At 43.6% G+C, this 14,733-nt stretch carries 8 protein-coding genes; 1 reads left to right on the top strand and 7 read right to left on the bottom strand.

All coding sequences use genetic code 11. The annotated features are described in order from the left end of the window. Positions 1–45: 45 nt before the first annotated feature. The 4 genes from AC0N32_RS05410 to AC0N32_RS05395 form a co-directional block, all read right to left on the bottom strand. Complete coding sequence (locus AC0N32_RS05410) at positions 46–744, bottom strand: L-ribulose-5-phosphate 4-epimerase (RefSeq protein WP_476392841.1); 699 nt, start codon at positions 742–744, stop codon at positions 46–48. After that, positions 741–2,456: a ribulokinase gene (locus tag AC0N32_RS05405; protein WP_476392840.1), complete on the bottom strand. Its 1,716-nt coding sequence runs from the start codon at positions 2,454–2,456 to the stop codon at positions 741–743. Before AC0N32_RS05405 ends, AC0N32_RS05410 begins: the two co-directional genes overlap by 4 nt. Before the next feature lie 288 nt (positions 2,457–2,744). Then, positions 2,745–4,724, bottom strand: coding sequence for an alpha-L-arabinofuranosidase C-terminal domain-containing protein (locus AC0N32_RS05400; protein ID WP_476392839.1), 1,980 nt, complete (start codon positions 4,722–4,724; stop codon positions 2,745–2,747). Between the two features lie 68 nt (positions 4,725–4,792). Next, a complete protein-coding gene (locus AC0N32_RS05395) occupies positions 4,793–7,429 on the bottom strand; it encodes a glycoside hydrolase family 3 C-terminal domain-containing protein (RefSeq protein ID WP_476392838.1) in 2,637 nt (878 codons plus the stop codon). A gap of 574 nt (positions 7,430–8,003) precedes the next feature. Here AC0N32_RS05395 and AC0N32_RS05390 point away from each other — a divergent pair. Continuing rightward, positions 8,004–9,722 (top strand): S41 family peptidase, encoded by a 1,719-nt coding sequence (locus AC0N32_RS05390; RefSeq protein ID WP_476392837.1) that lies wholly within the window; start codon positions 8,004–8,006, stop codon positions 9,720–9,722. Between the two features lie 168 nt (positions 9,723–9,890). On the opposite strand, the gene AC0N32_RS05385 is transcribed toward AC0N32_RS05390, so the two are convergent. From AC0N32_RS05385 to AC0N32_RS05375, 3 genes are all read right to left on the bottom strand, one after another. Next, the gene (locus tag AC0N32_RS05385) at positions 9,891–12,614 is read right to left on the bottom strand and encodes a T9SS type A sorting domain-containing protein (RefSeq protein ID WP_476392836.1); all 2,724 of its coding nucleotides are present in this window, start codon (positions 12,612–12,614) and stop codon (positions 9,891–9,893) included. An 863-nt stretch (positions 12,615–13,477) separates the two neighbouring features. Continuing rightward, positions 13,478–13,864: a VOC family protein gene (locus tag AC0N32_RS05380; RefSeq protein ID WP_476392835.1), complete on the bottom strand. Its 387-nt coding sequence runs from the start codon at positions 13,862–13,864 to the stop codon at positions 13,478–13,480. Positions 13,865–13,894: 30 nt separating this feature from the next. Further along, a complete protein-coding gene (locus tag AC0N32_RS05375) occupies positions 13,895–14,662 on the bottom strand; it encodes a helix-turn-helix domain-containing protein (protein WP_476392834.1) in 768 nt (255 codons plus the stop codon). Positions 14,663–14,733 lie beyond the last annotated feature (71 nt).

Here is a 14,733-nt window from a genome sequence, read left to right as displayed (position 1 = left end):
GTTTATAATAAAGCCAGAAGTAATAAGCCAATCGCCAGCCGCCTTTTACTGTCCGTAATAAGCATCTTTGCCGTGCTTTCTTTCGTAATGCTTTTTGATTAAAGAATCTTTTAACCGAAGCGCGTTCGGATTGATCTGTCTTGTGAGGTAGGCCATTTCAGCAATGGTTTCCAGCACTTTGCTGTTATAAACTGCTTTTTCTGCATTTTTCCCCCAGGTGAACGGACCATGATTTCCGATCAGCACCATTTCCACTTCCTGAGGAGAGAGGTTTTTCTCCTTGAAACAGTCGAGGATCTGGATGCCGGTGTTGTATTCGTAGTTGCCTTCAATCAGGCGGTCGTCCATCGGAGGTGCACACGGAATATCAGATGTCAGGTGATCCGCATGGGTGGTTCCGAAAATCGGGATGTCCATCTGCGCCTGGGCCCACGCCACAGAATAAATGGCATGGGTATGGGAAATCCCACCGATGTTTTCCCAGTTTTTATACAGGTACGCGTGAGTCTTGGTATCGGAAGACGGTCTCAGCTTGCCTTCGATGACATTCGCATCAAAATCAAGGATGACCATATCCTCCGGTTTCAGATCCGCGTACGGAACGCCGCTTGGCTTGATGGCGAAAATGCCTTCATTACGGTCGACGGCACTTACGTTTCCGAATGTATAAACCACCAGTTTTAAAGCATCAAGCTGCATATTGGCTTCGTAACATTCCCGTTGAAGTTCTTTATATTTATTCATGTTGTTTGGTTTTTAGCCCTGTTAAGGTTAAGAACCTTAACAGGGCTCTTAATTACGCTTTCCGTAAAATCGGCAAGCTGCTGGTATTGCTGCATCAGTCGGGCGTATTGCTGAACCAGTTCCGGCTGCGGATGATATTCTGCCTCGAAATCGGAACCCATTTTCTGACTTGCTTCCTGAACAGTCGGGTAAATTCCCGCAGCAACGGCAGCATAGATGGCAGCCCCCAATGCCGGAGCCTGGTCTGAAGCGGCAACGATGATCGGCATATCCAGCACATTGGCCAAAGTTTGCATAATGAACGGCGATTTTCTGGCAACGCCTCCGATCCCGATCACTTTTTCGATTTTTACACCTTCTTCCTCAAAACGGTCGACGATTTTTTTCGATCCGAAGCAGATGGCATTTACCAAAGCTTTGAAAATATGCGGGGCTTTGGTTCCCAGGGAAAGATGGCTGATGGCCGCCTTCAGTTCCTGGTTGGCATCCGGCGTTCTTCTTCCGTTCACCCAATCCAAGGCTATCGGAATGGCTTCACCAACAGGAATTTGTTCCGCTTCCAGGGTTAGATTTTTAATCAGGTTATTTTCAAATTCTTCTTTAAGCTGGGCTTTTTGTTCCGGTGAAATGATTTCTGAATGCTGCAGCATGTTGTTTACCGGCCACATCAGAATGTCACGGAACCAGGCTAATACATCTCCAAAGGCAGATTGTCCCGCTTCGAGTCCGGCCATTCCCGGGATGACAGATCCGTCTACCTGGCCGCAGATTCCTTTTACGGTTTTGTCACCGATGATGTCGTTGGGAGCAACCATGATGTCGCAGGTAGAAGTTCCCATGATCCGGATCAGGGTATTCTCCTCCACTTTGGCACCTACCGCACCGGAATGGGCATCAAAAGTTCCGACGGCAATCACGGTAGAAGTCGTTAAACCCAACCGTTCCGCCCATTCTTCATTAAGATGGCCGGCGATTTCGTCGGAAGTATACGTTTTGTCATATAACCTTTCTCTCAGTTCTCCCAAAGAAGGATCCAGCCTGTTGAGGAAATCCTCGGAAGGCAGTCCGCCCCAGCTTTCATGCCACATGGCTTTGTGCCCGGCTGCGCAACGGCTTCTCTTGAATGTTTTTAAATCTTTATGATCCGACAGCAGGAAGGTAATGTAATCGCAATGTTCCATCCAGCTGTGCGCTGCATTTTTTACGTCCTCATCTACCCTGTTGATGTGCAAAATTTTAGCCCAGAACCATTCGGAGGAATAGATGCCGCCTTCAAAACGGGTATAATCTTCACCGCCCCATGTTCTGGCAAGGGTATTGATTTCTTCGGCCTCACGGATCGATGTGTGGTCCTTCCAGAGCACCATCATGGCATTCGGGTTTTCTTCAAAACCGGGTGTCACGGAAAGAGCTATTCCCTCCTGAGTTACAGGCAACGGAGAAGATCCGGTGGTGTCGATGCAGATGCTGACGATCTCTTCCGGCTGTACACCGCTTTGCCGAACCACTTCGGTGATGGTTTTTTCCAGTCCCTCGATGTGGTCTGAAGGATGTTGCCTGAACCTGTTTTTCTCAGGACTGCAGAAAAGGCCTTCTTTCCAGCGTTGGTAATAGCTTACGGAGGACGCCAATTCGGCTCCGTTTTCGGTATCGATAAGGACTGCCCGAACGGAATCGGTCCCGTAATCTAATCCTATAACATATTTTTTCATGAATGGGAATTCTTAATTTTTGATTATCTGTTTTAAATTCTGACTGAAAATTTATCTGATGCTAAACTGTTAAAAATTAATTAAGATAAGTACAAGGGTTATCCGTAGAAAACCGATTTACCTTCTCAACAGATTTTTGTATTTACACTCACAAGCTGTGAGCGATCATAACTTTTTACAATTCTTATCTGTTCATTCCAGAGATTCAAACAAATATAAGATTCTTTTTAATTAAATGTAATAAATACACTTAATTTTTATTTAAAACTGATTATCAGTTGTTTAAAATTATTTTATCTTTAAAATAACCAATGATTGGGAAGGAATCTCCACCGTCATTTTCCCTTTTTTGACGGTTGAAGTTTCTTCTTTAGGCTGAATGGGCTCATTTTCAAAACTATTTTCCGTAGAAAGCTGCGGTGCGGTCAACGTAATTTTGATGAGTTTTTTGCCCAGACTGATGTTTTCCGGATTAATGGTTACGGATTTACTTTTAGCATCCGTATTCACGATCTTGATAATGGTTTCTTTAGTCTTTGCATCTTTTACGGCCGTAGCATACAGCTGATCCTGACCGGTTACGGGTTTACGATGATCAGTGATTTTCAGGACTTCCGTTCCTTTGTTGTTGGAAAAAAGTTTCTGAACATAATAATTCGGTGTTGCATAAGACTTCAGGTTATTGAACCAGATCAGGTCTGGTGTCCATTGCCATCCTTCGGCATGGGCGAAAAGCGGTGCGTACGACGTCATGGTCACCACATCGGCATTTCTTTCAAGGCCGGTCATGAATGCCGCTTCGGAAAGAGCGGTAAGCCAATTGTTTTTATTGTCGGGTTTTACAACGCCAACCGATTGCGCGGCGTATTCCCCGGCGAAAACTTTGGGTCCGGAACGATCGTATTTGTCGTATCGCCCGGCATTTTTCATAAACCATTCGGGTGAATTGTAATAATGTTCGTCGACGATCTGGGCGTTGAGCTTTTTCAGCTCTTTCCAGCCGTAATCAAAAAATTCGCCGTCGGGAGAAGGCCCGCTTCCGGAAACGATCTTAATATCCGGATATTTGGTGTGGATGGCCTTTTCAAAAACTTTATAGCGTTCGATATAATCTGCTCCCCACTGCTCGTTTCCTACACCGATGAATTTCATGTTAAAAGGTTCCGGATGTCCCATTTCAGCCCGTACTTTACCCCATTTTGTCCCGGCACTGCCATTGGCAAATTCAATCAGATCTAAAGCGTCCTGAACATACGGATCCAGATCTTCCATTTTTACGAGTTCGGCGGTATTAAACTGGCAAGCCATTCCACAGCTTAAAATCGGAAGCGGTTCGGCACCCAGGTCCTCTGCCAGCTGGAAATATTCAAAAAAGCCAAGACCGAAAGACTGCCAGTAATCAGGGGTAAGGCGATGCGCAAATCCGTTGTTCCATTTATTAATTAAATTTTCCCGGTCTTCCACTTTCCCAATTGTTTTTTTCCATTGATAACGCTCAGCAAGGGTTCTTCCTTCTACGATGCAGCCCCCCGGAAAACGTAAAAATCCCGGCTGCAGATCATACAATTTCTGCACTAAATCTTTTCGTAAGCCTCCTTTTCTCCCTTTCCAGGTATCCTGGGGAAACAGGGAGATCATATCCATATTCACGACTCCATTTCCGGTAAATGTGATCTGGAGCTTTGCTTTTTCAATCGTTTTGGAAGGAGTAAAAACCGCATTGTATTTTTGCCAGCCAGTACCTTTTATGATGTTGGAAACTGAAGAAACTGCCGTTCCGTTTTCGTCGACAAGACTGATATTGACGGCAGAAATGTTTCCTGAAACGTTTTCCAAATTAAAACTTAAGTCATATTTACCCCCCTGATGCAGCCCGATTCCCCGGAAACCTTCATTTTCCAGCGAATAGTTTTTATCATTCAGAATTGTGATCCTTGCGTAGTTTTTATTGGTTTTGGATGTATCGGTAATGATGGTCAGAAACCCGGAATCCAGATTAGGAGAAAGCGTTTTGGTATTAGACTGCTTCCAGCCTGTCAGCGGTTCGTCGAACTCGAAGCTGCGGTTTTTGATCAGTTCGGCATAAATTCCGCCATCGGCCGCAAAGTTAATATCCTCAAAGAAAATCCCGTACATCGTGGGCTGGATCTTAATGCCGGTGGAAGCTCCGCTGAGATCCAGCACATAGCTTGACTTCTGAGACTGAGCGGAAAAGAAAGTAACCGACAGGAAGATCGCAGCGGTTGAGATGATATTTTTTGTTTTCATGAAGTCTGTTTATCAAACCTCATAGATTTTAAAGACCTATGAGGTTTTGTGGGGTTTAAGTTTAATTATTATTTTACTTTCAAAGAAAGGCTTTTTAATCCCGAATCTGCCGAGGTTCCGCCGTAAAGGATAGTATAATCGCCTGGTTTCGATACCAGGTCATCCGCTTTTTCGTCATAGAACCTAAACGAATCCGGAGACAGGGTCAGCTGAACAGTTTTAGAAGTTTTGGCCTGAACGGCTATCCTTTGGAATGCCCTGAGTGTTTTTACCGGGGCCAGCGGATCATTATTCCGTCTGATGTACACCTCAACAACCTCTTCTCCGTTTCTTCCTGAAGTATTGGTAACAGGAACTGAAATGGTTACGTTTTCATCCGTACCGATGCTGTTTTTGCTGAGGGTTGCATTTCCGTAAGAAAAGGTGGAATAGCTTAACCCGTGACCGAACGGATATAACGGCGTTTCTTTCATATAACGGTAGGTCCTTCCCTGCATGTCGTAGTTTTCAAAACCTTCATGTTTGCTGGTTTTGGACAGGGCATTATCCAGCTGTGCGATATTTTTATAGAAAGTAACCGGAAGCTTTCCGGACGGGTTGTAATCCCCGGAAAGTACGTCTGCTACAGCCGTACCACCGGACTGTCCGCCGTACCAGGCGTTCAACAGGGCATCATAATTTTTTTCATCCTGCTCCAATCCGAGGGCGCTTCCTGTACACATAACGAAAACAACGGGCTTTCCGGTTTTTCTTAATTCGGCCAACAGTTCGCGCTGCACTTTCGGAAGCTCGATATTGGTTTTGTCACCGCCTTTGAAACCCTCTGCATTCACCATCATTTCCTCTCCTTCCAGGCTTGGGGAAAGTCCGCCGGCAAAAATGATGACTTCCGCATCTTTCACTTTCTCCTTTACAGCAGCGAAATTCACAGGATCTTTTCGGTACACGTCAAATGTGATGCTCACATATTTGCCGATTTGCCTATGTTGAAGCTCGATGTTGTATTCTTTTCCTTTTTCCATTTTCACAGGGAATTCCGAAGTATGCCTTGCATCGGGACCTTTCCGGGTTGCCACTTCTTTGCCGTCCACAAAGAGCGTATACACATCCGAAGTGGATGCTGAAAAAATCACATCGCCCGTGTAGGTACTTTTAAAAATTCCCGAAATTTTTGCAGCGGTATTTTCCCTGCCGACATTCGGGGCAAGCTGGGTACCGCCGAAGCTGTTGTAGCTGATTCCGGTTTTATTAACGGAAATATTGGCCGGTGATCCTTTGAATTCATTGTTGTTGAAAAACTCCACTTTCATTCCTTTTTCCCCGTTTTTCTGACTTAAAAAGTTCCGGTACAGTGATGTTCTTGAAGACGGATCGGTCACCTCGCTTCCTTTTTCGTAAATGATCTCCGCGTTGGGGAATTTGGTTTTTATTCCGTCTAAAATGGTCACAATCGAAGAAGGCGTTCCATTATAATTCCCGAGCTGCATCAGTCCGTCGTTAGCATTCGGTCCTACGACGGCAATTTTTTTGATATTTTTGTCTAAAGGCAGAACATTCTTATCGTTTTTCATGAGAACGATTGATTTTTGAGCCATTTTAAGGGCCTGCTGCTTATGATCTTCGGAATCGACTACTGTGTACGGGATGCTGTTCCAGTGAACGGAAGATTTCGGGTCGAGCATGCCTAATTCAAACCAGCCTTTCAGAATTCTGCGCATGGAAGCATCGATATCTTTCTCGGTGATCAGCCCGCTCGCAAGGGATTTATTAAGATTATTATAAGTATCTCCGCATTCGAGGTCGGTAGAATGTTTCAGTGCGTCGGCTGCCGTGGATTTTTCATCCGGATGGGTTCCGTGGTATTTTTTCTGGTAGAAATCGGCGAGTGCCCAACAGTCGGACACGACCATTCCGTCGTATTTCCATTTTCCTCTCAGGATATCGCTTACCAGGAAATCATTGGCACAACACGGCTGACCGTCGAATGCGTTGTAGGCACACATCACTTCCCTTACATTTCCTTCGATCACCAAAGCCTTAAATGCCGGAAGATAAGTTTCATAAAGGTCGCGGTGTGAAATTTCAGCATTGTAGGAATGACGGTTCCATTCCGGGCCGCTGTGTACGGCGAAATGTTTGGCGCAGGCGTGGGTTTTAAAGTAATCGGGATCGTTACCCTGCAGTCCTTTTACGGCTGCTACACCCAGGCTTGCTGTCAGGAACGGGTCCTCTCCGTAGGTTTCCTGCCCTCTTCCCCATCGCGGGTCGCGGAAGATGTTGATATTGGGTGTCCAGAACGTAAGTCCTTCGTAGCGCCCGGTTTTGCCGGCTTCGTCAAAAGAACGGTTGTATTTGGCCCTGGCTTCATCGGAGATCATTTCGAATGTTTTCAGGTGTTCAGGAACATCCCAGCTTGCCGCCAGTCCGATCGCCTGTGGAAAAACCGTAGCGGTTCCGGCCCTGGCCACGCCGTGCAGGGCCTCATTCCACCATCCGTACGCGGGAATACCCAACCGGGGAACGGCTTTGGAATTATCCATCATCATGCCTATCTTTTCATCTACCGTAAGTAGCCCGAGAAGGTTTTCAATTCGCTGTTCTACGGGTAATTTTGTATTTCTGAACGGTGCTGTACCGACAGACTGTGCCAGTAGTGCCGATGCGGAGCTGATGAGAAGGCTGATGCCTAAAGTGATTTTTTTCATATATGAATGTCAATGGTCAAACGTTTCTGTAAAGCTTTTCGTCATTTTAAATTCATCAAGGGTTTCCGGTAGTTGTTGAGAGAAGCACAAATATAGGATTCTCTTTTAAATAAATGTGTAATTAACACTTAATTTTTGAGAATATTGCCGATGGTTTGAATTTCAAGTGGTAGTTTTCATTGATAAAAGCTTCTGACATAGAAATTAAAACATAAAAACTTGTAATCATCCGTTGTAAAGTTGAGTCAAAAAGATTTCTTAGACGCAAAGATTTTATTCTCCTTACGCATAATTTAGGGAGCAAAGATTTGATCAGCCAGCTGATCTGATGAAGCGGGCGTTCTATTCATCTATCTATTCAATCCGAATAACTAAACTTGCGCAAACTGAATAAAGAAGCAGTTATGCAAAATAATTGGTGAAAATCCGCGCAATTTGAAGGAAATATTTTTAACCTGTACTGCTTCCAAATCTTTATTTCAACAATAAATGGTCTAAGTTTCACAAAATACAGTAAATTAAAGCCTTGAAAATCGTTATCAACATTTACCAATAGCAAAAACCAAATCCCACTATGAAATCCATTATTCTCATCTCATTTTTAGTTACTTCTACCCTGTCTGCGCAATTGAGTACTTTTTCTGATCGCGAATTATACCAGATCGGAAAAGTCTGGGGATTGATGAAATATTATCACCCCGCCGTATCGCAGGGAAAAACAGATTGGGACGGTGTTCTGCTGGAAAGTTTCCGTTCCGGCTCAAAAGAAGGGGTCGACGGACTTTTTAAAAATTGGCTGAGCAAGGCAGACCAACAGAAGTTTGATAAGATCACTGAAAAAGATAATGAATGCGACAGCATCACCCTCCGTAATTTTAACTCTTCGTGGATTAATAAATTAAAAATTTCGCCTGAAAATAAAACCCGACTGACAAAATTGGTTAATCAACCGGCGGATGTCGGTTCATTTTATTCCAATACGGCTAAAAGCGGTATCTACTTCAGCAGTGCCAATGAAAAAGTTTACGATACCTTTTCAAAAGAGGTTAAAATGCTGGATCTGTTCAGGATCTGGAATGCAGTCGAGTATTTTTATCCTTATAAGTACCTGCTTGACCATAACTGGGATGATATCCTGAAAAAATACATTCCTTTATTCAAAAAAATTAGCAATGAAAAAGATTACGAATCGGCAGTGATGCAGCTTGCTGCTGAGCTGCAGGATACCCATGTCGGAATTGAAAAGACTTACCAATATGATGTGGTCGGGAAATTGTCTTCCCCCTTTACTTTTCAGACGGTTGAAGATACTGTGCTTATCACCGGAATCAAAGATGAGGCGAAGATGAAAAAAGCCCATCTGGAAGTTGGTGATCTACTTACTAAAATTAACGGCAAATCTATTTTTAAAAATATAAAGGAAAAATCAAAGTATTTTGCCTTTTCCAACAAGTCTGTTGAACTGCGTGAGGCATACAGTTACCTTTTCAGCGGGGATGAGGAAACCTTCGTAGTGGAAGGAGTTCACAAGAACGGGGAAAACTTCCGGACCACCGTGGAACGGATGAAGCGCATTTTTAACAATGAATGGGATAAAGATGGAATACCGGATCTTCACCTGGTGTACAAAGGAAAAACCTATAACTATTTAACTTATAATGAGAAAGAAAGCCGCCTGAACCCAAGCTTCCCCATCGATGATAAAGTGTATTTCGAGTTTTCTTCACTGAAAGGAGCGGAAATTCCTGCACTCATGGAAAAATACAAAAATACCAAAGGGATGGTTTTTGACCTGCGCGGCTACAATGACAATGGTTCCCTGCTTAAAGTGTTTGATTATTTACTCAGCAAGCCCGTGGTTTACGGAATAAAAACCCAGCCCAATTTCACTCAACCGGGTAGATTTTGTTTTGTAGACAATATTGTAAATAAAGAGTATAAATTCGCAGGAAAAGAGAATCCTGATCCGTACAAGGGACAGGTGGTCGTCCTGATCAATGAACATACCGTAAGTGCGGAGGAAATGTGGGCCATGGTTTTCAAGAAAGTCCCCAATGTTATTTTTGTGGGCAGCCAGACCGCAGGAGCTGACGGCAATAAAACATCTATAAAACTGACTGACGGCAATAAGATCATTTTTTCTGGACTGGGTATTTATTATCCGGACGGAGGGGAAACCCAGCGTATTGGTATAAAACCGGATGTCGTAGTACGTCCCACGATCCAGAGCACCCGTAACAAGGAAGATCTTCTTCTTTTAAAAGCGCTGGAAGTGATTGATCAGAAAAAATAAATCAGCACTTAGTAAATCGGACTTACATTTAACCTTATTAATGAGTTATAATGCTTGATAGCACTAAAAACCCTCACAGGTTTTGAAAACCTGTGAGGGTTGAACTTCAAAAAACAAAGCCACCGGCTATGGTGGCTTTGAAGTATAAAAAATAATCCTGGTTTAAATTTACTGTTTAATAAACTTTTTCTGAACGGATTTATTTCCGGATTGGGAAATTTCTACCAGATACATTCCTGCAGGAAGATGGCCGATATCGATACGGTTTTTACCGGAGCGTAACGTTGTTTCTCTGATTACCAGGCTGCCTTTGGTATCGAATACGGAAGCTGTGCCGGAAGTTTTCAGGTCGATGAAAATTTCATTCTTTGCCGGACTTGGATAAAGGCTAGGTCCGTTCTTATCGGCAAGAAGATTTTCGGTAGCCAGTGTCGTAAAACTTAACGGAAGTACCGATGCGGTGTAGGTATTCTCTTCAGTTAAATACGCTCTGAAAGGATTGATCATCGGCTCGCTCCCTGCTGCTACTTTAGAGAACTGCGGTGTTCCGTTGACGGTCTGTAAAACATAGCTGTTGGCCGGAACTTTAATAGTGTTGTACACCCCGTTCATCTGGTTGACGGTGATGGCTTTCGGCGTGGAAACATTTCCGGTTCCCTGGAAGGTAATGGCTCCTGTGGCATTCACCAAAACCGGTGTATTGGCCGGAATGGTTCCGTTGGTAATCGCCGTGCAGCTTATTCCGGTAGCATTAGGTACCAATTGATAAACGCTCACGCCGGATGGAATTGTAGCCGTGAAAGGTAAAAGCAGCATTTCAAATCCGTTAAACGTGCGCGAATACGATGCGGCTGAAGCACTGAAAGTAAACGGAACCTGGAAATCTTTGCCTTGGTCTGAGAGGACAAGATTGGCCGCAGCGGTTCCGGAAACCACATTGTTGTTGGAAGAAGTTACCGAAGCCGGTACATAATAAATGCTGTTGGAATTGGCACTTATCGGCTGCCAGTTGTTGGCGGAGGTTGTTCCGGTTGTATTTCTGAAATCTACGGAAGTATAATAACCGTTTTCCAGGGCATCCATCAGGTTGCTGTCGCCATCGGAATATGATCCTGCAAATTTGGAAGCCACTTCATTGCCAACATTGAAATAGACATCGCCTAAGTTCAGCGTCAGCACGGAACTGTAATTGGAATTGCGGATTCCCAGAATGCCTTTGCAGCCGTCGGTTAATACCTGTCTGGAAATATCCAGCGTGATATCGAAATTGCCGCCTGCCGGGAAGGTGATCTTACCATAATTATAAGATTTCGTCACCCCCTGGCTGTTAATGTAATACAACGTGGTATTGTCTGAATAGCTCTGTCCCGCTGTGGTAAAGCTGTTCACATGAAGCACCATTTTGTTGTAGCGGTCGTTCAGCTGTAAATAGCCGTTTGCCGCAGTGGTATTGGTGCTGATCAACGGACTGGCATTGGAGAATGTTGCCGTTGTATTGCTGATGTTAAACCCTGTTCCAAAAGCGGAATTGGTCGTGGTCATCGTTTCAATCTTGTTGTAACGGATGTCGCTACCGGTCATCGTTGAAACCGGGCGGTCACCACTCTTATTGAATACGAAAGTCATCACACTGGAGGCATTGATCGTTACGCCCGGGCGGAAGGTCTGTGCCATTGTGATGGGCGTGGTGGCCATATTGTTCTGGGCATCTGTCAGCACCTTGGTGCCGGAAGTGGAATAAAACGGAAGATCGATTTTAAGATTATAAGCATTCGCTGACGGATTGATGACCATCAGCACGATCTGGTTGCCATCCAGGGAAATATAGGAAGAGCCCTGAAGCATTCCGGTTGCGTCGCCCCAGGTTGCGGCAATACGCGTTTTCCCGATCGTATATTTGGCATAATGGGATAGAATATAGCCTCTTTTGGTCATCACTCCGGTCGTCGTTCCGTTTGTTCCGTCGCCCATCAGGGCATAATACCGCTTGGCGGCATAATGGATCCAGGCATTCACATTGCCGAGCATGGCATTATTGATGCTGGATGCGAAATTAAAGGCATCCAGGTTCCAGCTGAAATCGCGCGGCGTCCCGGTAGAAGGGTTCCAGTTGATCAGGTACTCCGTCTGCCAGATTTCTTTGTTGTAATTCTGGAACTGCTTGTAGGTGGATTGCATGAGTCCGTACTGGTGGCCTCCATAGACTTCAAAATTATCCATGGTAGGCTGGTTGAGCATGGCACTTGCAAAATTATCGGTAAGGCCCACACTTTCGGGAGCGATGACTTTACAATTGATGAGCTGGCCGTAATCGCGTACGAAAGTGGCAATCTGCGCCGGTGTCCAGATACATCCCTGATACTGCGCCATTTCATCCGGTTCGTTCTGGATGGAAATATAATCCAGGGTTACCCCGTTGCTCTGCAGGTAGGTAACGAAACTGTTGAGATACAGAGCATAATCCTGGTAATTGGCAGTTTTCAGGTAACCGATTTGTTGTACGCCATTGGCATCGGTGTAGACTGCATTCACATGGTTGTTGGTCTTCCACGCGGCAGGCATGGTCCACGGACTGGCGAAGATGGTGAGTCCCATGGATTTGGCCAATTGCGCCGTTGCCAGCACGGAACTCCAGTTGTTGCTGTCTTCCGGGATGTAGAGCCTCATAATGTTATAGCCTCCCTGGCTGCCGGCTCCCCACAGGGTCTGGATTTCCGAAGTCGTCATGTGGTTGTACCCGAACTGCGGACTGCAGACGAATCCGCCGAATCCGGTAATTTTCTGGTAGTTGGTGTTTTTGTTGATTCTTACCGTGGTAAGCTGCCCGGAAATACTGATGCCTGTAAGTATACAAACGGCAGCAAGGGCAATGCGCTGAGCAAGTTTTTTCATAGTCTTATTGTTTTAGGTTAAGCTCCAGCAAGCCGCTGAAGCGTATTTATATCTGTTTCAGAATGATCGGTTGGGTCACTGAGAAACCTTCCTGGCTGTTATATAGTCAGGCTAAAATCGGTACACAAATTTGTTTGAAATATTCCTTTCGTATTCTGATCATCTGTTGAACCATTTAAATACGAAAGACAAAGCGGAATTATGTATTCATAATATTCTGTTGTTTGGTTTTGCTTATATATTTTATCTTCGGGAAAGCATTTATTGCCGGAACTAGTTATTGAATACAGCCCTTCATTATTTGAAAATCACCATGATTTTAAATCATCTGCGAAAAACACATTCTTTATCCAAAAAATTCAATAAGTCCGAAATGATGTTCCATTATGAACAAAAATTTCATATTCCGTTATAAACAAATATAACATTCTATTTGAAATAAATGTATAAAATACACTTTATTTTTTAAAACCTTTACAACCTGATATTTAAACTGTTAAGATTAAAATGTATATATCTGAAAATCAAAATTATAAATATCATAAATATAATGATTTAAATTTCATACATTCTGCTTTTGAAACCACATTACACGTCATTTTCATCACCAAAAGTCTTATTTTAATGAAAAAAAATTAACCAAAAACAGGGTCTGTCACCATAAATCGGACAAGACCTGAGATACTTTGTCGGATTAAGAATGGATGTACAGGATGAGCATTAAGCGGGATTATACGTCCGGGATTTTTTCGCTCATTTAATGACAAACAATCATCAAAAAAAAACTTCCATCAAATGACTTTAATGGAAGCTCGTTTTAGTTAAACTTAAGATCTGCTGAAATTGGTAGTTACAGCTTAATTCTAAGCGGCCTTTTCCTGAAACGGATTAACGCTTATTTCAATCATCAATTGTTCAAAGTAAAAATAAAACCCGAATGTATTCCTGATTTTCCTGGGTTCGGCTTCCAATTTCAGACTTTCTTCCTCTTTGAGTTTGTTGTACAGTTCCCAAACCGCTTCTTCATCCGGCTGATAAAATCCGATATGGAAATTCTCCGGATATTCCGGCACTTCTTCTTTCTTATTCAGGACCTGTCCCCAAATAACCAGGGCGAAGTTATGGTCGTTTTCCAGTACGGCCATTTTGCTGTTGCGATTCACTATTAAGCTGAATCCTAAACAATGGGTAAACAGATGCACGGCCTGATCTACCTCTTTCACGACAAGATTGATATGATTTAAATTCATGATTTCTTTTGTTTGATTAATAAGACAAAATTAGCCTTCAGGCATCATGCTCAATTGGATAAATCGGTCGTTTTCGTTTTTGTTTAAGATGGTAGGCCTTACACCTGCGAATTTCCTGACTTCCCGGATAAAATGGGACTGGTCCCCGTAATTCAGTTCCGGGTAAAAATCACCTTTTTTCAGCTGTTTCAGGGAATTTGAAAAACGGATCATGTTGAGGTATGATTTTAAGGAAACCCCCAGCCAATGATTGAAGTACCGGTTGATCTGCCGGCTGCTCCAGCCTGCCTGTTCGGATAATTCCTTTACGGTAGTCGCTCCTTTCGAGGAATAAATCAGTTCAAACAATTTGAGTTTGCGGGGATCCACTTCTTTTGTCAATTGCAATTCAATACGGTTGCACGCTTTTTCGTAAAAGTGTTTAAAATCCGAAAGATCTTCTGCACGGAATTCCCAGTAATCGCCGGAAAGCTTTTGCCTGTTGTTTTTTAAATCTGCAAAGGACCGTTGAAAAATATATTCCGCTGCAATCGGGTGAAAACTGATGACAAACATCGTTGATTTCGGAAACGGCGGTTTGATGACCGGACCTGTCGATATTCCGGATATAAACATCTCAAAACTTCCGTTTTCCACCGCTAAAAGGGCAATGTCTAATTTTCCGTCCGGAACGATGATACTTTCCTGCTTTTCATCCGCATAATACCTCATCATCCAGATGCTTTCCACGAGGTCTTTCAGAACGCCATCAGGTTTCAGCGAGGTATATTCCAGTTGATTTTTTGTTGAGTGTATCATAACAGATTGATTCTACAAGATTCTAGATGAATTATATGTTTACACTTTAGCCGAAGCCTTATTTAAAAATA

The organism is Chryseobacterium endophyticum (genome assembly GCF_056333165.1).
The sequence above is the reverse complement of the archived record's forward strand: the minus strand, read 5'-3'. Positions and strand labels throughout refer to the sequence as shown.

Bases quoted from the DNA above. Each gene is read 5' to 3' on its own strand.
- AC0N32_RS05375 (WP_476392834.1), bottom strand. From the start codon at position 14,662: ATGATACACTCAACAAAAAATCAACTGGAATATACCTCGCTGAAACCT.
- AC0N32_RS05385 (WP_476392836.1), bottom strand. From the start codon at position 12,614: ATGAAAAAACTTGCTCAGCGCATTGCCCTTGCTGCCGTTTGTATACTT.
- AC0N32_RS05410 (WP_476392841.1), bottom strand. From the start codon at position 744: ATGAATAAATATAAAGAACTTCAACGGGAATGTTACGAAGCCAATATG.
- AC0N32_RS05390 (WP_476392837.1), top strand. From the start codon at position 8,004: ATGAAATCCATTATTCTCATCTCATTTTTAGTTACTTCTACCCTGTCT.
- AC0N32_RS05380 (WP_476392835.1), bottom strand. From the start codon at position 13,864: ATGAATTTAAATCATATCAATCTTGTCGTGAAAGAGGTAGATCAGGCC.
- AC0N32_RS05395 (WP_476392838.1), bottom strand. From the start codon at position 7,429: ATGAAAAAAATCACTTTAGGCATCAGCCTTCTCATCAGCTCCGCATCG.
- AC0N32_RS05400 (WP_476392839.1), bottom strand. From the start codon at position 4,724: ATGAAAACAAAAAATATCATCTCAACCGCTGCGATCTTCCTGTCGGTT.
- AC0N32_RS05405 (WP_476392840.1), bottom strand. From the start codon at position 2,456: ATGAAAAAATATGTTATAGGATTAGATTACGGGACCGATTCCGTTCGG.